Source organism: Psychrobacter sp. Pi2-52, from assembly GCF_904846705.1.
Classification (GTDB): Bacteria; Pseudomonadota; Gammaproteobacteria; order Pseudomonadales; family Moraxellaceae; genus Psychrobacter.
The window spans coordinates 56,381-82,584 of sequence record NZ_CAJHBS010000008.1; the positions used below are offsets into that span (position 1 = coordinate 56,381).

At 45.4% G+C, this 26,204-nt stretch carries 22 protein-coding genes and 2 tRNA genes; 12 read left to right on the top strand and 12 right to left on the bottom strand.

Annotated features, from left to right (window positions below; all coding sequences use genetic code 11):
* Window positions 1–176: 176 nt before the first annotated feature.
* The 7 genes from JMY00_RS06370 to rsmH all read right to left on the bottom strand — a co-directional run bounded on the left by JMY00_RS06370 (window position 177) and on the right by rsmH (window position 9,710).
* Window positions 177–1,124, bottom strand: coding sequence for a putative RNA methyltransferase (locus JMY00_RS06370; RefSeq protein ID WP_201579522.1), 948 nt, complete (start codon window positions 1,122–1,124; stop codon window positions 177–179).
* Between the two features lie 139 nt (window positions 1,125–1,263).
* On the bottom strand, window positions 1,264–2,382 hold the full coding sequence (mraY, locus tag JMY00_RS06375) for a phospho-N-acetylmuramoyl-pentapeptide-transferase (RefSeq protein WP_201579523.1): 1,119 nt from the start codon (window positions 2,380–2,382) through the stop codon (window positions 1,264–1,266).
* 3 nt (window positions 2,383–2,385) lie between these two features.
* A complete protein-coding gene (murF, locus tag JMY00_RS06380; RefSeq protein ID WP_201579524.1) occupies window positions 2,386–3,834 on the bottom strand; it encodes a UDP-N-acetylmuramoyl-tripeptide--D-alanyl-D-alanine ligase in 1,449 nt (482 codons plus the stop codon).
* An 82-nt stretch (window positions 3,835–3,916) separates the two neighbouring features.
* Window positions 3,917–5,632: a UDP-N-acetylmuramoyl-L-alanyl-D-glutamate--2,6-diaminopimelate ligase gene (locus JMY00_RS06385; protein WP_201579525.1), complete on the bottom strand. Its 1,716-nt coding sequence runs from the start codon at window positions 5,630–5,632 to the stop codon at window positions 3,917–3,919.
* Window positions 5,633–5,698: 66 nt separating this feature from the next.
* Window positions 5,699–7,789, bottom strand: a complete 2,091-nt coding sequence (locus JMY00_RS06390) for a penicillin-binding protein 2 (RefSeq protein WP_201579526.1) — start codon at window positions 7,787–7,789, stop codon at window positions 5,699–5,701.
* A complete protein-coding gene (locus tag JMY00_RS06395; protein ID WP_057762053.1) occupies window positions 7,786–8,268 on the bottom strand; it encodes a cell division protein FtsL in 483 nt (160 codons plus the stop codon). Before JMY00_RS06395 ends, JMY00_RS06390 begins: the two co-directional genes overlap by 4 nt.
* A 428-nt stretch (window positions 8,269–8,696) precedes the next feature.
* A complete protein-coding gene (gene rsmH, locus JMY00_RS06400; RefSeq protein WP_201579552.1) occupies window positions 8,697–9,710 on the bottom strand; it encodes a 16S rRNA (cytosine(1402)-N(4))-methyltransferase RsmH in 1,014 nt (337 codons plus the stop codon).
* A 373-nt stretch (window positions 9,711–10,083) separates the two neighbouring features.
* Here rsmH and gltX point away from each other — a divergent pair, with 373 nt between their 5' ends.
* The 5 genes from gltX (at window position 10,084) to JMY00_RS06425 (ending at window position 13,499) form a co-directional block, all read left to right on the top strand.
* Window positions 10,084–11,607, top strand: coding sequence for a glutamate--tRNA ligase (gene gltX / locus JMY00_RS06405; protein WP_201579527.1), 1,524 nt, complete (start codon window positions 10,084–10,086; stop codon window positions 11,605–11,607).
* Window positions 11,608–11,765: 158 nt separating this feature from the next.
* Window positions 11,766–12,131 carry a hypothetical protein gene (locus JMY00_RS06410; RefSeq protein ID WP_179799580.1) on the top strand — a complete coding sequence of 122 codons (366 nt, stop codon included), beginning with the start codon at window positions 11,766–11,768 and terminating at the stop codon, window positions 12,129–12,131.
* A gap of 122 nt (window positions 12,132–12,253) precedes the next feature.
* Window positions 12,254–12,329, top strand: a tRNA-Ala gene (locus JMY00_RS06415).
* 148 nt (window positions 12,330–12,477) lie between these two features.
* Window positions 12,478–12,553 (top strand) — tRNA-Glu (locus JMY00_RS06420).
* Window positions 12,554–12,845: 292 nt separating this feature from the next.
* The gene (locus tag JMY00_RS06425) at window positions 12,846–13,499 is read left to right on the top strand and encodes a LysE family translocator (protein WP_201579528.1); all 654 of its coding nucleotides are present in this window, start codon (window positions 12,846–12,848) and stop codon (window positions 13,497–13,499) included.
* 100 nt (window positions 13,500–13,599) lie between these two features.
* Here JMY00_RS06425 and JMY00_RS06430 read toward each other — a convergent pair whose 3' ends face one another.
* A complete protein-coding gene (locus JMY00_RS06430) occupies window positions 13,600–16,437 on the bottom strand; it encodes an aconitate hydratase (protein ID WP_201579529.1) in 2,838 nt (945 codons plus the stop codon).
* 296 nt (window positions 16,438–16,733) lie between these two features.
* Window positions 16,734–17,774, bottom strand: coding sequence for a DUF3025 domain-containing protein (locus JMY00_RS06435; protein ID WP_201579530.1), 1,041 nt, complete (start codon window positions 17,772–17,774; stop codon window positions 16,734–16,736).
* A 126-nt stretch (window positions 17,775–17,900) separates the two neighbouring features.
* On the opposite strand from JMY00_RS06435, the gene JMY00_RS06440 reads away from it, so the two are divergent.
* Complete coding sequence (locus JMY00_RS06440; protein WP_201579531.1) at window positions 17,901–18,617, top strand: metal-dependent hydrolase; 717 nt, start codon at window positions 17,901–17,903, stop codon at window positions 18,615–18,617.
* A 59-nt stretch (window positions 18,618–18,676) separates the two neighbouring features.
* Window positions 18,677–19,267, top strand: coding sequence for a YchJ family protein (locus JMY00_RS06445; RefSeq protein ID WP_201579532.1), 591 nt, complete (start codon window positions 18,677–18,679; stop codon window positions 19,265–19,267).
* 24 nt (window positions 19,268–19,291) lie between these two features.
* On the opposite strand, the gene JMY00_RS06450 is transcribed toward JMY00_RS06445, so the two are convergent.
* From JMY00_RS06450 to JMY00_RS06460, 3 genes are all read right to left on the bottom strand, one after another.
* Entirely contained in the window at window positions 19,292–20,212 is a 921-nt protein-coding gene (locus JMY00_RS06450) for a class II glutamine amidotransferase (RefSeq protein WP_057762068.1), read from the bottom strand.
* A complete protein-coding gene (locus JMY00_RS06455) occupies window positions 20,213–20,542 on the bottom strand; it encodes a hypothetical protein (protein ID WP_240990672.1) in 330 nt (109 codons plus the stop codon).
* Window positions 20,543–20,614: 72 nt separating this feature from the next.
* Window positions 20,615–21,778, bottom strand: a complete 1,164-nt coding sequence (locus JMY00_RS06460) for a homoserine kinase (protein WP_201579533.1) — start codon at window positions 21,776–21,778, stop codon at window positions 20,615–20,617.
* 185 nt (window positions 21,779–21,963) lie between these two features.
* Here JMY00_RS06460 and hisF point away from each other — a divergent pair, with 185 nt between their 5' ends.
* The 5 genes from hisF to JMY00_RS06485 all read left to right on the top strand — a co-directional run bounded on the left by hisF (window position 21,964) and on the right by JMY00_RS06485 (window position 26,158).
* Window positions 21,964–22,746 (top strand): imidazole glycerol phosphate synthase subunit HisF, encoded by a 783-nt coding sequence (gene hisF / locus JMY00_RS06465; protein ID WP_101205985.1) that lies wholly within the window; start codon window positions 21,964–21,966, stop codon window positions 22,744–22,746.
* Window positions 22,747–22,931: 185 nt separating this feature from the next.
* Complete coding sequence (gene ribE, locus JMY00_RS06470; RefSeq protein WP_075106501.1) at window positions 22,932–23,453, top strand: 6,7-dimethyl-8-ribityllumazine synthase; 522 nt, start codon at window positions 22,932–22,934, stop codon at window positions 23,451–23,453.
* Between the two features lie 216 nt (window positions 23,454–23,669).
* Window positions 23,670–24,527, top strand: a complete 858-nt coding sequence (gene nusB / locus JMY00_RS06475; RefSeq protein WP_201579534.1) for a transcription antitermination factor NusB — start codon at window positions 23,670–23,672, stop codon at window positions 24,525–24,527.
* Window positions 24,528–24,541: 14 nt separating this feature from the next.
* On the top strand, window positions 24,542–25,573 hold the full coding sequence (thiL, locus tag JMY00_RS06480) for a thiamine-phosphate kinase (protein WP_201579535.1): 1,032 nt from the start codon (window positions 24,542–24,544) through the stop codon (window positions 25,571–25,573).
* Window positions 25,574–25,576: 3 nt separating this feature from the next.
* Complete coding sequence (locus tag JMY00_RS06485; protein WP_201579536.1) at window positions 25,577–26,158, top strand: phosphatidylglycerophosphatase A; 582 nt, start codon at window positions 25,577–25,579, stop codon at window positions 26,156–26,158.
* Window positions 26,159–26,204 lie beyond the last annotated feature (46 nt).

Sequence of the window (26,204 nt, forward strand, 5' to 3'; positions counted from 1 at the left end):
GTTTGGTTAAATGACAGTCTATTTACGATTCATCGGTAAGCATCGTAAACAGAATATTTATAAAAACGCGAATGACTAGCTGATTGTTGAAGAATGCAAATACGGAAACGGTGAAGTTGCTGGCTAATGTCTAAAACGAGCATAGCAATACCCCATCCTGCTATGCTCTAAATGTGCTAAACAGACGTTTTCTGCAAAATATAAACCACAAACTTCGCCTCTGTGCTAAATGCTACTGTTTCTACGGCAGCCAATAGTGCTTGCCTTTTTTCGCTGCGGGCACGGTACGCATAAGGTGTCATCGTCATCAAATCAGCCAAATCCTCTGCGGATAACGTCAGCTCTGTACTGACACGGCAGGTCTCAACCAACGTAAAATATGGTGCCAATTCTTGCAAAAATTTATCAGAATCATGCTCACGTACATCATCAAATAGCGCATCACGCATCGTTGCCAAATGCCCGATATCAGGTTTGGCAATAATTAAATAGCCACCATCCATCAATACATTATCAAAAGCTTCGGACAAGATAGGGCTAAAAATACTACTAATACCCGTCATACTGTGCGGGCGTAATGGTAGATGTGCAGCACTGGTCACTAATGGATAGACTGCTGTCGTCTTGGAAGTATCTTCTTTGCGCGGCTGATACCATAGACGACCTGCTATTTTACTGACTTTGGCCAGCTCAACCACTGCAGGCTTACTGATGTCAGCGGCTATCAGTGTGTCTATGACATCCGATCCCATTTGCGCCATTGCTTGCGTGTAGTAACCTTCACCGCAGCCAATATCAAGCCAATTGACCGTCTTGCTATCTTGCTTATCTATTAACTCATCGTTAGACAGCAATTCTATCATTTTTTGGCTAATTAACTCTTGGAGCGGTGCATAGTGTCCATGATTCAAAAACCGCTTACGCGCATCGATAGATTCTTGGCTATCCCCAGGTGCTTTGGACTTTTTTTGTTGTACTGGTAGTAAGTTGACATAGCCTTGACGCGCCACATCAAAGGGATGTGAAGTTTGCTTAGGGTGCAAACTACCATCACAGCGCCAAGTATCTACGGCAGGCTGTAGTGGTGACTGACAAAGTGGACAAATAAATAACGACACGGGCATCTCAAAGTGATAGCAATATGTTTCGCATTTTAACAAAATTCATCTGCCTTGAGCGATAAAAAGCCGCCTCAATCATGATTGAAACGGCTTTTTGGAGTTTTGCAAATTGATATCCATATAGATATTTGGTGGTTATAGCTTAACGCAGTTTTAGCGTCATTAGCCCAAGGATGACAAGGATAATGGCAATAATCCAAAATCTTGCCACCACTTGCGTTTCTTTCCAGCCAATCTCCTCAAAATGATGATGCAGCGGTGCCATACGGAAGACGCGTTTTTTGCGTAGTTTGTACGAGCCAACTTGCAACATCACTGATAGCGCTTCTGCGACAAACAAACCACCCATAATCGCAAAGGCAATCTCTTGACGGGTCATCACGGCGATAGTACCTAGCATTGCACCCAATGCTAGCGCGCCAACATCACCCATAAATACTTGTGCTGGATGCGCGTTGAACCATAAGAAACCAAGACCTGCTCCGACCATTGAGCCACAGACGATGATGACTTCGGAGTTATAAGGAATATAAGGTACATGCAAGTAATCAGCAAAGCGTACATCGCCTGATACATAGGCCATCGCGCCCAAACCTGCAGCGACGAGAACGACTGGCAAAATCGCCAAACCATCCAAACCGTCGGTTAGATTGACTGCGTTAGAAGCTCCATTAATCACAAAGTAGGTAAAGATAATAAAGCCAATACCAAATGGCACTGCTGAAAATGGAATCATCCAGTCTTTGAATACTGGCAATAGCAGATCCTGCATCTCACGCGTGGTGTTGATATCGGGTTGTAGCGTGGCGATATAGTACAAAGACACACCGACAAACAGTGCGCCCATAGATAGCCAAAAATACTTTTTGCGAGCGATTAAGCCTTTTGGATCTTTATACTTAATTTTTAGCCAATCATCAGCCCAACCTACGGCACCAAAGATAACCATAACCACGAGCAAAATCCAGACATAAGGATTGTTTAGACGTGCCCACAGCAGCGTCGATATACCAATCGCACTTAGGATCAATACCCCACCCATGGTTGGCGTACCCGTCTTGGCCAAATGCGACTGAGGCCCATCGTTACGAATGGCCTGACCATATTTGAGCGATCGCAAGTGCCGAATGACACGACCACCAAATATCATGCTAAACATAAGGGCGGTAACAACTGCAAGCAAGGCTCGCAGCGTCAACGAAGAAACCGCAGAAAACGGCGTATAATACTGGCCAAGCCAGCCGAACAACCAAACTAACACCGCCTACTCCTCTACTAGCGCATGAATAAGTGTTTCCATTCCCATGGAACGAGAGCCTTTGAACAACACAGTACAAGGCTTAGCTTGTTGCGCTTGCAAATACGGCTGTAAATACTCTAATAAACTGTCTTTGTCGGCGAAAGCATGAGCACTGATATCAGACACTTCTTGCGCACCCGCAACGGTATAAGGGGCATATTCGCCAACACAAAGCAGCACGTTGATACCTGTGGTCGCAATAGTACGGCCCAAGCTTTGATGCTCACTAATAGCTGCTTCACCGAGCTCACCGATATCGCCCAGTACCATGACTTGCGTGCCCGTTTGCGCAGCCAATACTTTGGCGGCGGCACGTACCGAATGAGGGTTGGCATTATAAGTATCATCAATAAGACGATGCATACCAAGTATCTGGCTATTTAGACGACCTTTAGCAGGACGCGCATTTTCTAGCCCAATCACAATGTCACTTACCTCAATATTTAGCGCATGCGCACAGGCAGCAGCAGCCAAGGCATTATTGACATTATGCTCACCTGCCAATGGCAAGTTGATATCATGGACTTGGTTACCGATATGTAGCTTAAATTCGCTACGTTCAGGCTCTACGTCTAGATGGCTTGCGCTTACATCCGTATTACCAAAGCCAATCACATGTGAGGTATGCTTTTCAGCGATACGGCGTAGCTGATTGGTAAAGTCATCCTTATCAGGAACAATCGCAAACTGCACGTCCGTCAAAGTATGGTAAATCTCTGCTTTGGTCTGGCAGATGCCTTCACGGCTACCAAACTCACCCAAATGCGCTGTACCGATGTTTAAGATACAGGCTACGTCAGGCTGAACGATTTCAGTCGTATAAGCAATCTCGCCAATATGGTTTGCGCCCAACTCCAAAATAGCGTAACGATGATGATCTGATAGTTCAAGCAACATCATTGGCACACCCAAATCGTTATTGAGGTTACCACGAGTGATCAAGGTCGGTGCCAATCTACCAAAGATACTGCCTAGCATTTCTTTACAAGTAGTCTTGCCGCTAGAGCCCGTAATAGCAATCACGGTTAAATCTGGATGCTGTTGACGACGATATGCTGCTAATTGACCTAGCGCCAAACGGGTATCGCTGACCACCAATTGCGGAATAGCATTTGGGCCGGACAACGAGATAGGACGAGAGACAACAGCGGCAACAGCGCCTTTTGATATTGCTGTGTCGATATAATCATGTCCATCGAAATTATCGCCACTGAGCGCCAAAAATATATCGCCTGGCTTTATCGTACGAGTATCAGTGGCTATACGTTTACTGGACAAGGCCGTCTGCTCTGCTGCATGGCCTTGTGGTAGTTGCCACTGCCCATCGAGCGACGTGGTCGCTGCGAGCAGATTGTCCATTTGCCAGACATAGAGCCCTTGCGACTGGGCAGTATTATCGGTGTCGGCTGTCATAATGTTTACCTTATATGATGACTACTTAATTTTTATATTTAATGATCAATTTTTACTAATACATATATCGAAAGCCAATTAACTACACACGGCCAGCTTGATTCAATGCCTGCTGCAAAACAACACTGTCATCGAAATCATAGCGAACGTTGTTAATCTCTTGATAGGTCTCATGACCTTTGCCTGCGATGACAACGATATCATCTACACCTGAGTGACTAACTGCATATTCAATAGCGGTTTGGCGGGCAGGCTCGATATGGGTTCGTTGATATTGCTCAGCGGTCATACCAGCCTGCATATCTTGCAAAATCATATTGGGATCTTCGGTACGTGGATTATCCGCAGTCAAAACAACTTGATCAGCACATGCCAGACCTGCTTGCGCCATCAACGGTCGCTTGCCTGCATCGCGATCTCCGCCGCAACCAAATACTGCCCATAGCTGACCTTTACAGTGGGTTTTTAAACTTGCTAGCACTTGGCTTAGCGCATCTGGGGTATGCGCATAATCCACGATAAAGCAGCCATCATCTGACGGTACACGCTGCATACGCCCAACCGCACCTTGCAACTGTGCAACAGCAGGCGCAATACGCTCGATATTCATAGCCAAGTCAGTATCAAGTGCTACGATGGCTGCTATTGCTGCGAGCAAATTGGCTACATTAAAGCGACCTAATAATGGACTGGCAATCTCTATGTTGTCAGCTTTGTCATCACCAAAATCAGTACGCAGATTTATTTTGACGCCTTGTAGACTGGGCGTGATATCAGCGGCAACAAAAGTAGCCGCTTTTGATGAATCTAAACTGTATGTCCATACCGTCAAACCGCTATCAGTTGCCATATCTAACATAACCTGAGCGTGCTCATCATCGATGTTGATAATGGCATGGGTCAAATTTGGAAAATGGGCTTTATCAAACAGTTTTGCTTTGGCAGCGGCATATTCTGCCATATCAGCATGATAGTCTAAATGGTCACGACTCAAATTGGTATAAATCGCTACAGTGACTGGCATACCTTGTAGACGTTGCTGGTCCAACCCGTGAGAGCTGGCCTCTAATGCCAATATTTCTGCTTGCTCTGTTCCCATCTGATATAGGAACTGCTGGACAGCTAACGCATCGCCCGTGGTATGGCTGGCTTGCACCAGAGCGCCAAGTCTACCATTACCTGCCGTACCCATCACTGCACTACTCTGACCCATCAATTGAGTAAGCTGTGCTACTAATTGACTGATGGTTGTTTTACCATTTGTACCAGTCACCGCAACCACGGTCGGTAGAGTCACTGGCTGCTGATATTGAAGGCGTGCTTGAACTAAGCTACCCAAAAAGTCGCGGATATTAGAAACGTATAAGACAGGGCATGGCAATGCTGCTAGTTGCTGCTGTGCATTAGCAATACTATCTGTCTGCGGTTCACTACTGATATTTGAGGAATTGTTTGCTTCGCTAAGCAAAACGCTAGGGTCAATCTCTGAGAGAACAAACGCAGCTTGCTCAGCGGCCTGCAGTAGATAATCGCGACTTTTTTGAGAGTTGGCTGTTTGACTTTTTAACAGGACAAATACGTCATTCGCATCCAATTGGCGATTGTCCAAGCGAAACTGTTGAAACGGAATATGGACAATAGATTGGGCTTGATATGATTCTACCTGACTAGATGCTTTCTGAATCGATGTCGCTATCATCGCTGTAAGCTGCTCAGCCAGTTTTTGCTGCTGGCTTTTATTGGCATCTATAAGCTGTTGTAAAGTAACAGTAGCGCTATCTAGCGATGATATAGTCATAGATAAATCCTAAACAGTTAAAACGTGTCAGCTCAGTAGAACTGGACATTTAAAATAATTGAACGCTTACTGCGCTTCCGTTTTTAGTGGCTTATCCAAAGGCACATTATACAATCGCAATGCTTCTTTCATTACATTATGGAAGACAGGGGCGACCGTTAGACCAGCATAAATCTGACCACGTGGGTCTTCGATAAGCATTACGCCTACCAGCTTCGGATTGGATGCAGGTGCCATACCAGCAAAGACGTTACGATACTGATCGGTATAATAGCCACCATCTGGATTGATACGGCGTGACGTACCCGTTTTACCTGCCACCCGATATCCATCGATGGCAGCAGCTTTCGCCGTACCACCAGGCTCAGTCACGCTCTCAAGCATCTGTACGATAGACATTGCTTGCTCATGCGCCATAATGCGTTTGCTTGGCTGCGACTTGTCATCTTTAATTAAAGTTAATGGATGCATGACTCCACCTGCTGCTAGGGCTGAATACGCCTGTGCAACCTGTGCTAATGTCACTTGTAGACCATAACCATAACTAACCGTTGCACGACGTGAGGTCTCTTTTTCTTCTGGCGTCACGACTAGCCCACTACCTTCTCCTGGGAACTGTAACGGAGTCTTCGAGCCGAAGCCAAACTGTCGTTGCATATTGGTGATGGCATCGGGCGGTAGCGACAATGCAATTTTGGTCGAGGCAACGTTACTAGATTTCTGTAATAGCGTGGCCATGTTAATCATGCCCAAATTATTATGATCTCGAATGGTATAGCCACGTACGCGAATCGAACCAGGATTGGTATCAATCAAAGTCGTTGGCGTATATTTGCCCGAGTCTAGCGCTGCCGCCACGGTAAACGGTTTCATTACCGAACCTGGCTCAAACACATCTAACAGTGCGCGGTTACGCTGGTTTTCACCCGTCATCTCATTAAGGTTGTTTGAGTTAAACGACGGCCATGTTGATAATGCCAACACTTCACCAGTCTGCACATCAACGATCATACCCGTTGACCAGCGTGCTTTTTGCAAACGCCCAGCCTTTTCTAGCTCTTTATACAGCAAATACTGTAAACGCGAATCAATCGTTAATGCCACATCTTTGCCAGGTACTTCTGGCTCGATTTGTTTGATTTCTTTTAGGCTGTTTTGTTTAGCATCTTTTAGAACCAAAACTTTCCCATCATCACCCGCCAGATCTTTTTCATACTGACGCTCAATACCAGCACGGCCTTCGTAACCGCCTTCGGGATCCTTGGCGTTTTGACCCATAAAGCCCAGCAGCTGTGCATTAGACTGTGGCTGCGGGTAATAACGCTGAAAGAAATTCTTTTCGTAGACGCCTGGGAAATCAAGTGAGCTGACGCTTTGGGCAATCTCAGGTGTGACCTTGTTAAGCAATGGCAAATAGTGCGATCCTGCGCCAGATGGCAAAGCAGCTTTTACCGCTTTCTCATCGGTCACATCGATACTATCATCAATAGCCGTGACTTTTTTCAACTCATCGACCGAGATATTGGCAGCAGCGGCTAGCTTTGTCAGATCCATATTATCTAGACGCTTTTGCATACGCGCCTGTAATTGTGGACTGCTAGGATTGGTGATGATAATGCGCTTTAGCTCGTAATATTCACGCGAATAATCATGCGGACTGAATGAAACCGTCGCGAGCGGTGCACTGACCGCAAGCGGTAGATTATTGCGATCGGTAATCATACCGCGATAAGACTTTTGGGTGCGCTCACTGGTAATGAGCTCATTGCCTTTGTCTTGATAAAACTGTGCATTAGCAACCTGAATATAGTAGGCGCGGCTAATCAGTAGCGCCAATATGACCAGCGCTAGACCCCAAACCATACGAAAACGGTTTTTGTCTTGTTCAAAACCGCCAAGAGCAGAAGCACCTGACGCTTTGCTTGAGAAAACCATTTTACTTTTGCGGTTTTTTACACTGGTATAAGCGCCTTGGGTATCGCTTTTTTTGATACGACCAAACAACTTCGCCTTACGATTACTTGCAGTTTTATCGGGCTTACTGCTCGTCTGACCAGATTTAGCAGCACTGGCTCGGCGGAGAGGTTTGGTTACCTTGCCGCTGGCTGGTTTCTTGCTAGTGTTTTTTGCGGTGGATTTAGGCTTTTTCTCACTCATTGTCCTGCCTCCGTCGCTGGTTCTTCAGGAGAGATGTCGGTAGAGGCACGTGGCCCAATGACGTCAGACATATCTTCATCTGAGTCTTCCGTAACCACTGGCACCAATGCCGTTGCTACACCAGGCTGGATAATCAACTTATCCTTTAATGTTGGCGAATACATACCCAATTCAGCAACCGCTCGACTGGCAATCTGCGGAGTGGCGCTAAAGGTTTGCTGCTCAATCAATAGACGCTGATGCTCTACTTGCAGCTTACGTTCTTGTTTTTTCATGTCTTGCAAGGTTTTGTAATCCTGATGATATTGCTGAACTTCTTCGGCAGTTTTGATACCACTCCATACAATCGTGGCTGCCAATAGCAGTAGCACGACCACATAAATGCTCACCACATTAAACCGGCGCACGAACAGCTCGCCGACATCGGTATTATAAGGTGTAGCAGTGCGGCGATTCGCAGGTTTGTCAGATATTGCCATGACGATCTCAAAAAGGTGAACGTAAACGATAGAGTAGATAACGGATTGCGAAAGATGAACGTGTCATTATTCAGTCATACCATCGATAAATATAAAACCAAAGACACTTATAAGTGTAAAAACTAAACCTAAAAAACCGAATGTAAAAAACACATCCAATAGCTAATATATTTAAGAGCCACAAGTCATCACAACTCATGGCTATCAATATGCCATATCACAACCAAACACGTTGCATAGCTGTACTATATAAAACCATTCAACTATTAAACAGATAAAAAACCAACTGCTGAGACTAACAGACAATATTTACAGATTTTTAACAGTGGCGTAGCCATTAGGACATTTGCGCATCATTTAGACAAACATTAGCAATCTTAGACTACTCAATAATCATATTCAGCTATGACTTGTGACATCATGTTGTTCTATGATTTTGTTGTCTGCTCATAAGCTGTGTCAGTACGAGTCGCCATACGCAGCCATGCACTACGCGCGCGCGGATTCTGGCTCGTCTCAGCTTTGCTCGGGCCAACACGTTTTGGCTTGCTAAAATAGCGCGGACGATTCGGCGGCATTGGCAGGTTTTCGTCTTCTGGATATTGCCCTTTGCTATGTCGCTGCAAAAACTGCTTGATGCGGCGATCTTCTAATGAATGGAAACTAATGACCGCAAGCTGTCCACCTGACTTTAAGATAGCAATACTTTGCGCTAAAAAGTCGTCGACATCGCCCAGCTCATTATTAATGAAAATACGCATGGCCTGAAAGCTTTGCGTGGCTGGATGTTTGCCGCGCTGCCAATTGGGATGCGCCTCTTTGATTACCTCTGCCAGCTCAAGCGTAGACTCGTAGCTGTCCATTTGCTTGATAGCGCGCGCAATACGGCGACTATGACGCTCCTCACCAAACTCATAAAGCACATTGGCCAATGTCTCATCGTCAACCTGCTCAAGCCACTCGGCAACTGACTGGCCGCGACTGGTATCCATACGCATGTCCACTGCCCCATCGCGCATAAAGCTAAAACCGCGGCTACCGTCATCAATCTGCGGTGATGAAATACCCAAATCCGCCATCAAGCCATCCACTTCACTAATGCCCATAGCAGCCAGACTATCTGTCAACGTTGCAAAGCTGTCATGAACCACATGCACACGGCTGTCTTTACTTGCCAATTCCTGCGCCACACTAATGGCTGTCGGATCTTTGTCAAAGACAATCAGTGTGGCGTCATCGGCAAGCTGACTTAATAGTAACCTGCTATGACCGCCACGACCAAAGGTCGCATCAACGTAGATGCCGCTTATATTTAAGCCATTTTGGTCGCCGTCTTTTTGCTTGGGTAGGGATTTTACACCCAGCACTGCCGCGACGGTCTCTGGCAACAGCACCGCATCGTGGACAAAATCCAGCTTATTAGACGGGGCAGAATCTTCCATCGATGATTGCAGGTTTTGAGCTGCATCATTTTCTATCGAAGAGGGGCTGATCGCAGGCTTAGGAGCAGCCGCGACTGAAGAATGGTTAGCGTTAGCATTTGACTTAGATTTAGATAGGGACACAAACAACTCAATAGATGACGACCATACTGGCCAGTAATTAGATGAAAATAAACAAGTTATCACTTGCTTAGCATTATTATCGCAAGGATACACCTGTAGTCAAGCACTAGAAGGGCTTTTCATTAAAAATATCACATGTCTCTGTTATACTAGCGCTATATTTTACGCTATTTCTTAACATCGACTTCATATCTTTCATCGCTATTTATACTAATAGCTTATATCGATAGCAAACTTTGAGACTTTTACCATGCAAACCTCTACTGACAGCACGCGCCCTGTGCGCACGCGTATCGCTCCATCACCAACTGGCTTCCCGCACGTAGGGACTGCCTATATTGCCCTATTTAACTTGGCCTTTGCCAAAGCGCACGGCGGCGAATTCATCTTACGTATCGAAGACACTGATCAGACTCGCTCAACTGAGCAATCAGAGCAAATGATTTTGGACGCCTTACGTTGGGTTGGTCTGGATTGGAGCGAGGGCCCAGATATTGGCGGCCCACATGCCCCTTATCGTCAGAGCGAGCGTAGCGACATTTATACCAAACACGCCGAGATACTCATAGAAAAAGACCATGCGTTTCGCTGTTTCTGTACCAGTGAAGAGCTAGATACCATGCGTGCTGAGCAAATGGCCAATGGCGAGACCCCTCGTTATGATGGTCGCTGTGCTCACCTTGCACCAGAAACCACCGAGCAATTGGTAAGCGAGGGCAAACCGCACGTGATTCGTATGCGCGTACCGACCGAAGGCACTTGTCAGGTACAAGACATGCTGCGCGGTACGGTTGAGTTCCCTTGGACTCAAGTCGATATGCAAGTACTGCTAAAAACCGACGGTATGCCAACCTATCATTTAGCCAACGTCGTCGATGACCATCTGATGGAAATCACTCATGTGATGCGCGGTGAAGAGTGGCTGAACTCTGCGCCTAAGCATCAACTACTTTATGATTATTTTGGTTGGGAAGTGCCAACGCTTTGCCACATGCCGCTGCTGCGTAACCCTGATAAATCAAAACTGTCTAAGCGTAAAAACCCAACCTCTATCACCTACTATCGTGATGCAGGCGTACTACCTGAAGCGCTGCTAAACTATCTCGGTCGTATGGGCTACTCAATGCCTAATGATGCTGAGCAGTTTACGCTAGAAGAAATGATTGCCAGCTTTGATATTCAGCGTGTGTCGCTTGGTGGCCCTATCTTCGATATCGAAAAGCTAAACTGGCTCAATGCAGAATGGCTACGTGCGCTTAGCCCTGAAGAGCTAAAGAACAAAATCCTTGAGTGGGCCAGTAACAGTGACAAACTGACTGCTATCGCAGCCGCAATTCAGCCACGTATCGAGCTATTATCTGATGCGGTTAATTGGGGTGGTTTCTACTTCCAAAACCTACCTGAGATCAATGCTGAGAGCTTCACTCATAAATCACTCACGCCTGAGCAAATTATCGAGATGCTGCAATTAGCCCTTTGGCAGTTAGAAGTCCTGCCGACGTGGTCAGAAGAAAACATCTATGCCACGCTAAAAGGCCTTGCTGCTCACCTTGATATCAAGATGCGTGACTTTATGGCGCCGTTCTTTATCGCTATCGCTGGTAGCACCTCATCGACGCCAGTCATGAACTCTATGGCGATTATCGGTGCTGATATGACCTTGACTCGCTTGCGTCATGCAGTTGATGTATTAGGTGGCCTCGGTAAAAAGAAACTGAAAAAACTTGAGAAACAAGCGGCAGAATTGCCAGATTTCTTAGCTGCTGCTGAATAGTTTAGAGGCTGAATAACTTATCTACTAAACAGTTAACTAGCTAAACTTGTCGAATGTAAAAGGGTCAGGCCATCTCTGACCCTTTTTTCGTTAAGCGCAGTTATTACTACCTCAAATTATTAGACATCTTTTACTAAACATTTCAATTGGAAATAAACATGGCCGCCAAAACCGTCACGATAGAAAGCAAAGATTATGTCTTTAACACGCTAAAAGAAGCACAGAAATATTATGATGCCATCGTAAAGGAGCTGTTTGATGCAACTCTAACCCTGACCAAGGGCCAAGACTTCGAAGATTTAAAATGGATATACAGCACTTACTGTAGTTACACCAAGCATAATCTAGATAAATTGGGCAAATATGACATCATTGGCGTCAAAGGTATCAGAACGATCCGAGAGAAAGGTGGTCAATATATGCCAACTGAATGCTGTGCGATTATTTTTTCTGATGGTAGCGAAGAAGAGTTTTATACTGATAAAGCCCTAAAAGAGATCGCGCTGAAGCAAAATCCACGCTAATTTGGGCTTGTTGAGCCTTTAAAATAGGCTAAAACGCTTTTTTTTGCATATTTATGAATTATTTTTAAAATAGGTGTTGACAAGACTGCCGCTCTTACATAAAATACGCACACTCTTAGCGAGGGGCTATAGCTCAGTTGGTAGAGCACTTGCATGGCATGCAAGGGGTCAACGGTTCGACTCCGTTTAGCTCCACCATACTTATTTATAGCAACGCTCAGTATTACTGAAACGTAATAATAAATACTCGCTAGTAGGACAATATCAGCACCTAGGCAATGCTTATTTAATAAGCTATCTGATATTGTGAAGTACCGTTGTAACCACTGGTTATAACACTCTATGCGTCCCCATCGTCTAGAGGCCTAGGACACCGCCCTTTCACGGCGGTAACGGGGGTTCGAATCCCCCTGGGGACGCCACTATTCGGCGTCACTTATTAGCACTTTTGCTTAGCATCAGATTAGACTAATAAGCGAACAATAAAAAAACCCAGTCATCATACGGTGACTGGGCTTTTTTATGTCTGTCATTTCTCAACATCCTCTATTCTGTTGTCGTTAGCTTATTATTAATAGCTGCTAGCTTAGTGTTGATAGCGCTATTGCCAACCTATCTAATACTCGTTAATATCGACCTGATAAGCATATTTACAAAGCGCACCTACCTACTATAAATGATGGGGCTTAGCGTAATTAAAGGGAAGTGATTGCGATGTTTGGTATCGAGAATTATCTAGGGTTTATCTTGGCGGCTATTTTGTTAAACCTAACGCCAGGTACGGATAGCATGTACATCATCACCCGTAGTATTTCACAGGGGCAAACAGCAGGGTTTTATTCTGTTCTTGGCATTACTTCGGGTATTTTGGTACATACGTTATTGGCAGCGCTAGGATTGTCCGTCTTACTTGCCAACTCCCCTACCGCTTTTATGATCGTCAAATATATCGGTGCGGCTTACTTGTGCTATTTGGGTCTAAAAATGCTACTGAGCAAAAACTCGAGCTCGATAGCAAACAATTTATCCAAAGATCCGAACGTGACTAGCCGAAAGGCTGTAGATGGTTGGCAAATATATAAGCAAGGTGTGTTGACCAATACTTTTAATCCAAAAGTCGCTTTATTTTTCTTGGCGTTCTTCCCGCAGTTTATCGACGCTAGTTATGCTTATGGCATGCTGTCATTTTTGATGTTGGGACTGACTTTTGCCACCACTGGCTTTATATGGTGCTTGAGTTTGGCACTGCTGGCGTCAAAGTTCAGCAAAAAACTAAGAGAGAATCCAAAAGTTGAATCCATGATGAATAAAACAAGTGGTGTCGTATTTATGGGGCTAGGAATTAAGCTGTTGACTGAAAAGGCTTGAAGAGTAAAGTAACAAGAATAAAAAACGTCTTCCATAGAAAAGCCCAATCCCCTACTTTGACGGAGATTGGGCTTTTTGTCATATAAAGCTTAACTAACTACTAGCCTGCTTCTTTGCTCTCAGCAGCTAATTGACGTAGTACATAGTGCAATACACCACCATGACGCACATATTCGCGCTCTTTTGGCGTTTGTAGACCGACATTTACCTCAAAGGTTTCTGCCGAACCATCAGCACGTGTAGCCGTAACCGTGGCTGTTTTACTCTCACCATTATCTAGACCCGTGATGCTCAGCACTTCAGAACCATCTAGTTTGTAGGTTTCTGCATTTTGACCATCTTTAAACGTCAATGGCAGCACACCCATACCGACTAGGTTTGAACGGTGAATACGTTCAAACGAGCTGGTTAAAACTGCTTTTACGCCTAGCAGGATGGTACCTTTAGCTGCCCAATCACGGCTCGAACCAGAACCATACTCTGCCCCGCCCAATACCACTAACGGACGCTTATCTTCTTTATACTTCATTGCTGCATTGTAGATGGGCATTTCTTCGCCATCTTGTAGCGTAGCGCTGTCGTCCTTGAAGTAGTAGGTATAGCCACCTTCTTTACCGCCCATCATTGTATTTTTGATACGGATGTTGGCAAAAGTACCACGGGTCATAACTGCATCGTTACCACGGCGTGAGCCATAGCTGTTGAAGTCCGCCTCCATCACACCACGCTCTTGCAAGTACTTACCTGCTGGTGAGTCTGGATCGATATTACCTGCTGGTGAGATATGATCGGTAGTAATCGAGTCACCAAATAGACCTAGGATACGCGCGCCTTCGATATCAGGGATACCTTCTGGCTCCATGGTCATACCATCAAAGAACGGTGGATTTTTGATGTACGTTGACCCTTCATCCCATGGATACAATTGGCTATCCGCTGAACTAATTGCGTTCCACGCTGCACTACCGTCAAATACTTCGCCGTAGTTTTTGCGGAACATATCAGCATCGATATTGTTGGCAATTAACTCGTTAATTTCTTCTGAAGTTGGCCAGATGTCTTTTAGGAATACATCGTTGCCATCTTGGTCTTGGCCTAGTGGATGAGTAGTCAGATCGATATCGACTGTACCTGCTAGCGCATAAGCAACGACCAACGGTGGTGATGCTAAATAACTGGCTTTGACATGCGAGTGAATACGACCTTCAAAGTTACGGTTACCAGACAGTACAGCCGCCGCGACTAAGTCGTTTTCTTCAATGCCTTTTTCGATCTCTTCTGATAATGGTCCTGAGTTACCGATACAAGTGGTACACCCGTAACCGACGAGGTAAAAGCCTGTCTTTTCTAGCTCATCCATCAGATGGGTTTTCTCAAGATAGTCGGTGACCACTTTAGAACCGGGTGCGAGCGATGTCTTAACCCAAGGCTTGGCTTTAAGCCCTTTGGCAGCCGCTTTTTTGGCCACTAGACCTGCACCAATCATTACTGCTGGATTGGAAGTGTTGGTACAAGAAGTAATGGCAGCAATAACTACCGATCCGTCTCGTAGTTTGTGTTGCTTATCATCGATACTGACATTTGAGAAGACATTGTTTGCTGGCGCATAACCTGCATTGTCATCACTGGTATCAACTTCGATATTTGGCTCAGCCGCTAAGTGTTCAGCTTGCTCTTGCTCGCCGCCTTCTTGATCAAAGCGTACTTTGCCTTCTACTTCTGACTTGCGATCTTTGGTCATTTTTTCTAGCGTTTCGCCAAACTTCTCATGCATATCAGACAAATTGATACGCTGCTGTGGCAAGTTTGGACCAGCAAGTGCTGGCTGTACTGACGATAGATCTAGTTCTAACTTACTCGAATAAGTCGCCGCAGGTGTATCGGCATCGTGCCATAAGCCTTGCGCCTTGGCATATTTTTCGACCAGCTCAATCTGTTCTTCGTCACGACCTGATAGACGCAGGTAATCAATCGCCATTTGGTCAATTGGGAAAATACCACAAGTCGCACCATACTCTGGTGACATATTGGCAATGGTAGCGCGGTCCGCTAGCGGCATACTGTGTAAGCCTTCGCCATAAAACTCGACGAACTTGCCCACTACGCCATGTGCACGCAACATCTCAACCACACGTAATACCAAATCGGTCGCCGTGACGCCTTCGGTTAGCTTGCCTTTTAACTCAAAGCCGACTACTTGTGGAATCAGCATCGAAGACGGTTGACCTAGCATCGCAGCTTCAGCTTCGATACCGCCCACACCCCAACCAAGCACACCAATACCATTAATCATCGTAGTATGGCTATCTGTACCAAATACCGTATCTGGATAAGCTGTCAGCTCGCCATCAATGTCTGCTGCCATCACCACACGGGCTAAATACTCAAGGTTAACCTGATGCACGATACCTGTCGCTGGCGGTACCACGACGAAGTTTTCAAAGGCTTGCTTGCCCCAATGCAAAAACTCATAGCGTTCATTATTACGCTTAAATTCAATTTTTTCGTTCAAATCGAGCGCATCTTCGCGGCCATAAGCATCGACCTGTACAGAGTGATCGACGACCAGCTCGCTAGGGATAAATGGATTAATCTGTTCCGCTTTGCCGCCAAGCTCAACCACTGCATCACGCATCGCCGCCAAATCAACCACCGAAGGTACACCAGTGAAATCCTGCAATACCACACGCGCTGGCATAAAGGCGATTTCTTTTGACGCCTCAGCCCCTGCATCCCAGTTGGCAACCGCTTCGATATGGTTTTTGCCAACCGACTGACCGCCGTCTTCGTTACGCAATAAGTTTTCTAATACCACTTTCATACAAAATGGTAGTGTCTTGATATGCTCATAAGTTTCGGTCAGCTTTGGTAGGCTGTAGTAGGTATGTTCCTTGCCAGCAACCGAAAGGGTGTCTTTTACATCAAAAATATCACTCATGATAGCTTCCTTATCGTTGTTATAAATCCTGGACATAAATTATTATAAGTTTATGTATGACTGGTGGCTCAATAAATGACTGATCTGTCTTGGATCAGCAGAGCAGTTTCGCAAAACTGTCTGATATAAGTCTGTGTTAACAAAAGAGATAATCATATCTGTAGTGATTAACAGAAACTCCCTTTTACCATAACAAACATACAAGGCTTTGTTAACGTCTGGACGTTGTCGAATCGTGGCACAATCGTAAACGTAACAACGGTTTAGCGAGCTATTTTTAAGTAATCCCTTTCTATTTATTTTTTGTCTTTTTTACGTCGTCCATTGCGGAATACGTAGCTGTCTTCATAAAAGCCAGTATTGGCATTTTCTGCCCAAAAATGCGGCACCCCCAAAATTGGTAACGGCGCAAGCTGGCGCGGTTTGACATCATCATCTGATAATAATGTGTCCATGTATTCGGCAGTTTTGTCATCCAAATAGCGCATACGTTCAGCTAAGGATAAGGTAAAGAATTCTTGTGCAACGTGAATGACAATGCTGTGAGCGCATAGAGGTTTGCGAGGATGTACCAACTGCTCAAGCAGTGCATGCCCAAAGATATAGACTGCGGCTTGAACATTTGTATTTGGTTGTGCTGGGTTGTCCCATTTAGCACGTGGTTTCACCAAACTTGCCTGCCAGTCAAAATCAATTAATGCTTTACCGATATTAGCATTAAAAGTCACTAGCACTGCGCCATTCTCATCAAAGACAGTAATAGTGTCGCGCACACGCCCTCGACGCTCACTAATACCCTGCTTTGCGATTTCTAGCATATGGTAGTAATTGAGCATAGCTTTAGTCTTCGGAAAGGTCAGCCAAATACTGCCATTAAACAAGTCATGCAAATTATCACGCGTCGGGATATTGCCAGTTGTGCCGATGAAATGCTCATAGGCTTCCCCTTCAGGCAATGCATTTTGAGAGACGAACTGTAGCGTCTGAGATTTGTGATCATGAGCAGGTTTAGTATGTGGTAACGGCTGTTGCAAATGTTCAGCCTGCTGCATCATCGCCGTTTTTAAGACTTTGGCAATCGTGTCAGGCGTATTGATGTCAGAAGCATTTATATCGTGCTCATCTAAACTATCCGATTCACTTAAGCTATTCTGCTGACTTGGCCTACTAAGATGCTCAATGCTGTTGCTGAGGTAATGTAGTTGAACGATATGTGACAACCATGGTGCTTGCCAGTCAATGGTAGCAAAGCTGTGATCAAGCTTACCTTCTACTACAGGCAGCTGCTTAGTATGAGTATCAGAGTTAAGTGTGGCGGGTAAATCACTGGCAGGCATAGAAGCTCTCTCTTACGGGCTATCTCTATTAGACGTATGGGCGGTCTATGGTATCATGGTGCGCTTTTTTACTGCTAGATACGCCGCTCGAAAGGACTTTTTGAGCGCTATGGATGAATGAGTTTTATGGCAAATTTTAATACCCACTTAAATGTCGCATTTATGGTCAGCGGCACAATGAGTTTGACGGTTTATAAAGCTGGATTGATTGATGATTCAGGATTTCTGGTGTGCGTGGTGCTTGGTACTATCGGTGGGTTGCTGCCAGACTTGGATTCTGATAATTCAACACCGATTAAGCTCGGTTTTAATATCACCTCGTTTATCTTTGCCTTTGGCCTGGTCATGCATTGGCGTAGTGACTTGAGCTTACTGGCACTGATAGTATTGTGGCTGACGGGCTATGGTTTTATGCGTTATGTCGTCTTTCATATTTTTACCACTATGACGGTGCATCGCGGCGTCATCCACTCTGTGCCGTATATGGCGATACTGGGATTGGGTCTGACGTGTCTAAGTTATTATGGTCTGCACCTACCGCTGACGACCAGTTGGTTTTATGGTCTGTTTTTATTTGGTGGTGCGATAGTGCATTTGTCATTGGATGAGCTGTATAGCGTCAATTTGTCCAATATGCAAATGAAACGTTCATCGGGCACGGCAATGAAGTTTTATCAGCCAAAAGACAAATGGTGGTATTTGCTCTTATATACTATTCTGGGGCTACTGGTATACGCCGCCCCACCTTTTGAGATGTTTTGGTCACGACTAAGTGATCCTTCAGCATGGGCGCAGCTCAAAGTCGGCATATTGCCAGAATTAATAAAAAGCATGCTGCAATAAAGTTATCATAAGACCACTGAGCCTAAACGAATAAGCCCAAACAAAAATTAGAGTAAAACATGCAATCTTACCCAAGTACTTGCCCTTGCCAAATCAATCCAACAGCAGAGACGACAAGCTCTGCTTTATCCTATCAAGACTGCTGCCAACCATATCATGATGCTTTTTATAATGGTGCTTTTTATAATGATGAGGTTGACAAAGCAGATGGTATAAAAGCGGAGACAGCCGAACGGCTTATGCGTACGCGCTATAGTGCCTTTGCATTGGTGAAACCAGACTATATCGTCAAGACCACAGTGCCCGCTCAGCAAGCATTACTTGATGTTGCAGCGATTGAAAATTGGGCCAAAGAGACAGACTGGGCAGGATTAGAAATCGTAGAGCACACGCCAAAGCTTGGTAAAAGACATGCACAGGTTGAGTTTAAGGCTTATTTTAAAAGTTCTGAGAAAACAACAAATGGTTTAGAAGAAAAAATACAGGCGCATCATGAACTGTCTACTTTTGTAAAAGCTAAACACAAAGCCAACGTTGATACGCGCTGGTACTTTTTAGATCCAACGGTTGCGATGACTGTCAGCCAAAAGCAACCGTGCATCTGTGGGTCGGGTGAAAAGTTTAAACGGTGTTGTGGAAGTTATATTTAAAAAATTTTAGTTATTTATCATTTCCTAAACACTCGCTCCAACGGCTCGTGCAATCGCAATGCCTTCGTCCACTGTCAAAAACTTGCGCTGGCTCGGGCTGTCTTTATAAATGACGTCACCATCTTGAAAGATTAAGCATTCATTGACGGCGAGCTGCTGCCACTTTTCATTTTCAGTCAGTGGCACGGTGACCAAAATCGTGACTTTATCCGTGTCTGTGGTCACATCACCAAAGTTAATCGCCATATCATCATCAGCGAGTTTCGCTTCACCAAATGGCGCTTTACGCGTGAGATAAAACAGTAAGCTGCCCGCATAAGCCAGTTGCCACCTGCCATTGGATATTAAGCAATTAAATAACCCATTGGCAGATAGATAACGACATTGCGTGGTCAAGAAATTAAACAGTGTCTTGTCATCAGGGCGTGACTTAAAGCTACTCTTTAGACGATTGACCAAATAACAGAATGCCATTTCAGAATCAGTTGAACCAACTGGCTGACAGTGTGAGGCATTGCCGTTGTCTTGTAGGCGCTGACAGCGTTTGATAAATTCGCTATTCATCTGCCCATTGTGCGCAAACACCCATTGCTCGCCCCAAACTTCACGGACGAATGGATGGGTGTTTGCCAAACAATTCTGCCCTTGAGTCGCTTTACGAATATGCGCGATGACATTCATGGCTTTGATTGGATAGTTATTGACCAAATCGGCGACTGGCGACAGATGGCTTGGACGATTGTCATGGAACAGACGCAGACCCGTTGAGTCATTTGCCGTCTCATCGTTGGTTTTGTCGTTATTACTGCATTCGCTGCGCTCAAAAAAGGCAATACCAAAGCCATCTTCATGACTGTCCGTCATCCCGCCGCGCTTGCGAAATCCTGCAAAGCTAAAGCCAATATCCGTTGGGGTATTACAGTTCATTCCTAAGAGTTGACACATTTAATCATTACCGCCGTTATTATCGTCTATTATCGAGTTACCTTGAGTAGCATTGCTTTGAGCGGCAGATAGCGCATCAAAGTCAGCATCACTCATCTCATCCAGTAAGGCTGCACCATCGGTTGGAATGGTCGCTAAGATACGCTGAGCTTCTACCACATCCGTATCCTCTACCCAGAGAACGATACCCGAGTTCATACCTGGAATAGCGCTTAGCGGCTGCAAGGACACGGTAATGCCGTTATTACGTAGTAGGTTGGCGTGCAGTTCACCTTGCATATTGGTATCGTAGCGCGCCAGTTTGTGCCAGTTATCAACTTGATCGGTCATGGGGTCGCCTCTAAGGTTTCGGTACTAAAATTAGTACTAGCATTGATACTAGAATAAATGAATCAGCAATGCTTAAGACAATTGATCTAGCGTATATTCTTTGATTGCAAACTCACTACTATTTAATGTTTCCTGCGCTTGCTCAGCTTGCGTAATACTGCTAAACACGCCGACTATTTGATTATCTGGTTTACTTAGTAGTACAAATACGGTATTTTGCGACTTTTCAACATGCGCCCAATGATAAGCGGCCAAACGTTTCATCAAGTCAGGGTTCTTGACCATGATGTTATCACCCGTACGACCTTCGGTACGATTGTAGTGAATCACATTTAGGCGTAATAACCAGAAAATCACTGCTGCTTTTGCCAGCATAACAGGTAGTGCACGCTTTTCATCACTGTTTAGCGGGCGGATCGATTCATAACCTTGTAAGAACGCCGCCATTTTACTGCGATCAAAGTTAACGGATTCGCCTTGTTCTGCAACGCCCCACGTGGTACAAAAATCATTTATGGTAATGGCAATATCCATCATATAGTGCTCGACACTGACTTCAGTAAAGTCCAAAAGGCCCGTCAAACGCGCTTCGCCTTTTTGTAGATTCCATAAGGTATTGTCGGCAAACATATCTAAATGGCACAGACCTTTTGGCAAAGTTGCCAGTGGTAATTCCGAATAAGAGCGCCAGATATCGCTCATCAGCTTGGCTTCGTCACCTGGCATAAACTGCATTTCACGGTCGCGCACGTCGCTCCATGGGTACAAAGGCACGCCATACTGCTCACTTGGCTGCAATGCTTGTAGCGTTTCATGCAGCATTGCTAATGCTGCGCCAATGTCATGACACATCGCTTGCGTGGTTTGATCTGGATGTGAGCCTGCTAAACACGGCACTAAAGTAATTGCCTTGTCTTCATAATGGATAACATAGCGCTTATCATCACCATCCATTTGTGAACCATTTGATTCAACAACGGCTAGCGGCGCGGCGACTGGTAGCTTGCCATTTAATTGATTAAGAATAACGGCCATTTTTTCGATATCAGCAGGCGGACGCTCTTCAAATAAAGTGAATACGTAAGAGTATGTACCATCTACATCGTCAGTCGTTTGAATAAACCAGTTTGAGTTTTTAATGCCTTGAGTGATCGGTATCGCGCGGGCAAACGACACGCCAAAGCTTTGGCAAAAGGCGGCAAACTGATCATCGGTTAACTGGGTATAGACGGACATGACATCTCACTTTTGGCAATTGAATAACAAGTTAAATAGAATAGATTTAGGCGGTAATGACAGCAATTGTACCGCGCATGATAAAACTATGGTGAAAAGCGTAATAATCTTGCGAAAACCTGCCTGAAATAGCAGTGATTTTGCTAGACTAGCGCCTATGAATTGATTATAAGGTGAAAGACCCTATGTTAGCAAAACGTATTATTCCCTGTCTTGACGTAGACAATGGCCGCGTGGTCAAAGGCGTGCAGTTTGTCGATATAAAAGACGCAGGCGATCCTGTCGAAGTAGCCAAACGCTACAACGAACAGGGCGCTGATGAGATTACTTTTTTGGATATTACTGCGACCAATGATGAGCGCGATACCACTTATCATACTGTTGAACGCATGGCAGAAACGGTATTCGTTCCGCTAACTGTTGGCGGCGGCGTACGAAAAATCGCTGATATTCGCAATTTGCTCAATGCTGGCGCGGATAAAGTGGCGATTAACTCAGCAGCCGTATTTACGCCGGAGTTCGTTGGTGAAGCCGCGCAGAAATTTGGCAACCAGTGTATCGTCGTTGCCATCGATGCCAAACGCGTCGCTGATATCAACGTCGATGGTATTGTCGTACCACGTTGGGAGATTTTCACTCATGGTGGCCGTAAGCCAACGGGTATCGATGCCGTTGCTTGGGCGAGCAAAATGGCAGAGCTGGGCGCTGGTGAATTACTAGTCACCTCGATGGACGGTGATGGCACCAAAAAAGGCTATGATTTGGCGCTGATGCAGCAAATTACGAGCCGCGTTAATGTACCAGTTATCGCCTCAGGCGGCGTCGGTAACCTACAACATTTAGCAGAAGGCGTACTAGAAGGCGGTGTCGATGCCGTACTTGCCGCCAGTATTTTTCACTTCGGTGAGTACACGGTATTGGAGGCCAAAGAGTACATGGCAGCGCAAGGAATACAGATGCGTCTTTAGCACGCTCGTAATATACAAATAAAACCCAAAAAAATGCTATCATAGCGCTAACCATTTATTTTCGTTCAATTAACTAGGGCAGCGCCAAAATAATAGGCGACCGAGTCGATTGAACGCATCAGACTATTTAGCTATTTATTGACGCCTATATTTCAATTGAACGCTTATTAAGCAAAGGATTTTTTATGTCGAATTTACAACAGCAGCGCAACGACGTGACTCATATCGATGGTAACCTACATCAAAACGCTGATGCTCGCATTGGTATCGTTGTTGGTCGTTTTAACGGTTTTGTCGTTGAGTCATTGGTTGATGGTGCAATCGATGCCCTACTTCGTCATGGCGTACTGGGCAGCAACATTACTGTTATTCGTGTACCTGGCGCATTTGAGCTACCACTTGTGGCCCAACGTGCTGCTGAATCAGATCGTTTTGACGCGATTGTGGCACTGGGTGCAATCATCCGTGGCAGCACGCCACACTTTGATATTGTAGCTAGCGAGTCGGCCAAAGGTTTGAGCGCTGTGGCAATGGATTATAATATCCCTGTTGCTAACGGTATCATCACTACTGATAGCATCGAGCAAGCCATTGAGCGCTCTGGTACGAAAGCGGGCAACAAAGGCTCTGAAGCTGCGATGGTCGTACTAGAAATGATCGCTGTTTTGTCACAGCTAGATATTGATGACAGCATCGATGAAGCATAAGCTTTAAAGCTCAAATTTATTAGTTTAACTGGTGCTGCTATCTAGTAATAACAGCACCTTATAGCACTAGCCAGCTATCGAAACAATTGGCTATTTTTTGAATTTTCGCCGTATTTCTATACCCTTTGAAATTTTGAATAAACAAAGCTAAGAAGCTACTTTGTTAATTTATGTTTTGACTGGGTATCATCTCAAAAATTTAGGTACAGACCCCCTATGACTGACCAACTCAAGCGCGCTATTAGCGCTGCGAAAACCGCACAAGCCAATGATGGACAAGCTGAAGCTACCCGTATAGCGAGCAGTAGTGCGGGTGATCAAACATTCGATATGAGTGAGTCTTCTTACAAGACCAGTCATACGGCTATTCGTAAGGCACGTCGCTTTGCGATGCAGGGCCTATACGAATGGCTCGTCACTGATCGCCGCTTTGATGTAGATGGTAAGCTTGGCTGGAAAGCCAATGCTCCGCACGATATTGCTGCTCGCACGCGTGCAACCAATGCCATGCATACCGTCCATATCGGTTATTATCATGAAATGATGCGCGACATCCCAGAGCAAATTGAAGCTCTCGATGCGCTTATCAGTCAGCATCTCGATCGTGAGGTTGATAAGCTAGATACGGTTGAACACGCTATTTTGCTGATTGGTGCGTACGAGCTACAAAACCGTATGGAGATTCCATATAAGGTTGTGCTTGATGAAGCAATGAAGCTAAATAATCACTTTGGCGCGACTGACGCTCATAAACTGATCAATGCGGTACTGGATAAAATGGCTGGTGAGCTGCGTGCTTTAGAGGTACAAGCAGATACCAATGCCAATCTACGTACGTCACAAAAAGCGGCGGCTAAACAATCTGAAGCGAGTTCGGCTGAAGTAACGGTAGCTGACAATATCGAAGCGACTGCTGAAACAGAAAGCGCGATCGTCGATGAGCCGACTGCATCAAACAAGCCGCGTATCAGTGCTAACAAAGCCAATGTTAAACGCAGTAGTGCCAGTAAAGCCAGTGCAAATATCAGTGACTTTAAGGCGAGCAAGAAGAACGCTAACGATACCAAAGACTAAGACTAAGACTAACCATGAACGAGTTTGAGCTGATTGAGCATATATTCTCACAGATGCAGGCCACACATGCACCATTAACTGGTATCGAAAAAGGTATCGGTGACGACGCGGCTGTGGTGGCATTGCCAACAGGATCACGCTTGGTTAGCTGTATTGATACACTGGTTCAAGGTCGTCACTTTCATGCTGATTGGCAAAGAGTTGACGAATTAGCATTTGCGATTGGCTATAAAGCCGTGGCTGTTAATGTCTCAGACATTGCAGCTATGGGTGCGACGCCGCATAGTATTATGCTAGCGTTGGCACTACCTGAACGTCTAGCAAATCACGAATGGCTCACTGAATTTGCCAAAGGGCTGTTTCATGCGTGCCAGCTGTTTGGCGTGACGCTGATTGGCGGTGATACTACCCGTAGCGAGCGCCTAGTGCTGAGTGTCAGTGCGCAAGGATTGCTTGCCGCAGGTACACCAGCTGTTTATCGCTCAGGTGCGCAAGTTGGTGATAAGGTTTATGTCTCAGGCACACTTGGTGATGCCGCTTTCGCTTTACAGCATCCTGACAGCTCACAAGGTATCGAGTTGGCGCATCGTCTACATATGCCAACGCCGCGTATTGCACTAGGTGCAGCATTGGCAAAGATCGGAGCAACAGCGATGATAGATATCTCCGACGGCCTTTATCAAGATCTTGGCCATATCTGTCAACAAAGCTCTGTAGGCATGCGCATCCATTTAGACAAGCTACCGAGTAGCGAGTCATTATCTACTGTCGGTTTGTCTGATCGCTTGTTAGGTCAACTAGCGGGCGGCGATGATTATGAATTGGCATTTACTTTGCCTGCTCATATCAAACCGCCTATAGGCAATACGCCTGTTACCTGTATCGGCGAGGTAATTGCACTAGCAGATCCGATAGCGACAGATACCAAGTCTCCTGATAATCCGCGCCTTGAACTGTTTTATCAAAATCAGCCAGTGACGCCAACTCGGCCCGCACCATTTTCAATATGGCCCAATCTTACTGGTTACCAACACTTTACAGGCTAATCCATGACTGATCACGACTTATCTAAGCCTGACATCCGTAAAGCAAATGACTGCCCACCATTACCGGTCGGTGCTAATATGCTTGACCGTGTAGTCTATTGGCTTGGGCTAGGTTTAGGTAGCGGTCTGCCGCGCCGTGCACCTGGCACTTGGGGTACCGTTGGTGGGTTAATCATTGCCATACCATTGTTGAGTTTAGGTTTTATACCTTTTCTCATTCTGACAATTCTATCTTGTATTTTAGGCGTTTGGATTTGCGGACGCACTGCTGAGCTGATGCAAGGTCATGACGATCCGCATATCGTTTGGGATGAGTGGGCTGGTATTTGGATTACCCTACTACCTTTGTCTTATATGGGGATTGCTGACAATAACTTTTGGCAAAATGTATCTCAAGAGCTTTCTATTTTCGCCATTGTTTTCGCTTTTATTTTATTTCGATTTTTTGATATCGTTAAGCCGCCACCGATTGGATGGGCTGATAAAAAGGTTGCTGGTGGGTTAGGCATTATGCTCGATGACATCATCGCCGGTATCATGGCAGCAGTAGTATGGGTAGCGGTTATGTTTGGTGTGCTGTTATAAGCTACCCTAACTACTACGATACTGAATTGGCTATTCTACAACCGCT

Excerpts from the sequence above, each read along its gene's own strand:
- JMY00_RS06370 (WP_201579522.1), bottom strand. The coding sequence starts at position 1,124 with ATGCCCGTGTCGTTATTTATTTGTCCACTTTGTCAGTCACCACTACAG.
- murF (WP_201579524.1), bottom strand. The coding sequence starts at position 3,834 with ATGACAGCCGACACCGATAATACTGCCCAGTCGCAAGGGCTCTATGTC.
- JMY00_RS06385 (WP_201579525.1), bottom strand. The coding sequence starts at position 5,632 with ATGACTATATCATCGCTAGATAGCGCTACTGTTACTTTACAACAGCTT.
- JMY00_RS06390 (WP_201579526.1), bottom strand. The coding sequence starts at position 7,789 with ATGAGTGAGAAAAAGCCTAAATCCACCGCAAAAAACACTAGCAAGAAA.
- JMY00_RS06395 (WP_057762053.1), bottom strand. The coding sequence starts at position 8,268 with ATGGCAATATCTGACAAACCTGCGAATCGCCGCACTGCTACACCTTAT.
- rsmH (WP_201579552.1), bottom strand. The coding sequence starts at position 9,710 with ATGGAAGATTCTGCCCCGTCTAATAAGCTGGATTTTGTCCACGATGCG.
- gltX (WP_201579527.1), top strand. The coding sequence starts at position 10,084 with ATGCAAACCTCTACTGACAGCACGCGCCCTGTGCGCACGCGTATCGCT.
- JMY00_RS06410 (WP_179799580.1), top strand. The coding sequence starts at position 11,766 with ATGGCCGCCAAAACCGTCACGATAGAAAGCAAAGATTATGTCTTTAAC.
- JMY00_RS06425 (WP_201579528.1), top strand. The coding sequence starts at position 12,846 with ATGTTTGGTATCGAGAATTATCTAGGGTTTATCTTGGCGGCTATTTTG.
- JMY00_RS06430 (WP_201579529.1), bottom strand. The coding sequence starts at position 16,437 with ATGAGTGATATTTTTGATGTAAAAGACACCCTTTCGGTTGCTGGCAAG.
- JMY00_RS06435 (WP_201579530.1), bottom strand. The coding sequence starts at position 17,774 with ATGCCTGCCAGTGATTTACCCGCCACACTTAACTCTGATACTCATACT.
- JMY00_RS06440 (WP_201579531.1), top strand. The coding sequence starts at position 17,901 with ATGGCAAATTTTAATACCCACTTAAATGTCGCATTTATGGTCAGCGGC.
- JMY00_RS06445 (WP_201579532.1), top strand. The coding sequence starts at position 18,677 with ATGCAATCTTACCCAAGTACTTGCCCTTGCCAAATCAATCCAACAGCA.
- JMY00_RS06450 (WP_057762068.1), bottom strand. The coding sequence starts at position 20,212 with ATGTGTCAACTCTTAGGAATGAACTGTAATACCCCAACGGATATTGGC.
- JMY00_RS06455 (WP_240990672.1), bottom strand. The coding sequence starts at position 20,542 with ATGACCGATCAAGTTGATAACTGGCACAAACTGGCGCGCTACGATACC.
- JMY00_RS06460 (WP_201579533.1), bottom strand. The coding sequence starts at position 21,778 with ATGTCCGTCTATACCCAGTTAACCGATGATCAGTTTGCCGCCTTTTGC.
- hisF (WP_101205985.1), top strand. The coding sequence starts at position 21,964 with ATGTTAGCAAAACGTATTATTCCCTGTCTTGACGTAGACAATGGCCGC.
- ribE (WP_075106501.1), top strand. The coding sequence starts at position 22,932 with ATGTCGAATTTACAACAGCAGCGCAACGACGTGACTCATATCGATGGT.
- nusB (WP_201579534.1), top strand. The coding sequence starts at position 23,670 with ATGACTGACCAACTCAAGCGCGCTATTAGCGCTGCGAAAACCGCACAA.
- thiL (WP_201579535.1), top strand. The coding sequence starts at position 24,542 with ATGAACGAGTTTGAGCTGATTGAGCATATATTCTCACAGATGCAGGCC.
- JMY00_RS06485 (WP_201579536.1), top strand. The coding sequence starts at position 25,577 with ATGACTGATCACGACTTATCTAAGCCTGACATCCGTAAAGCAAATGAC.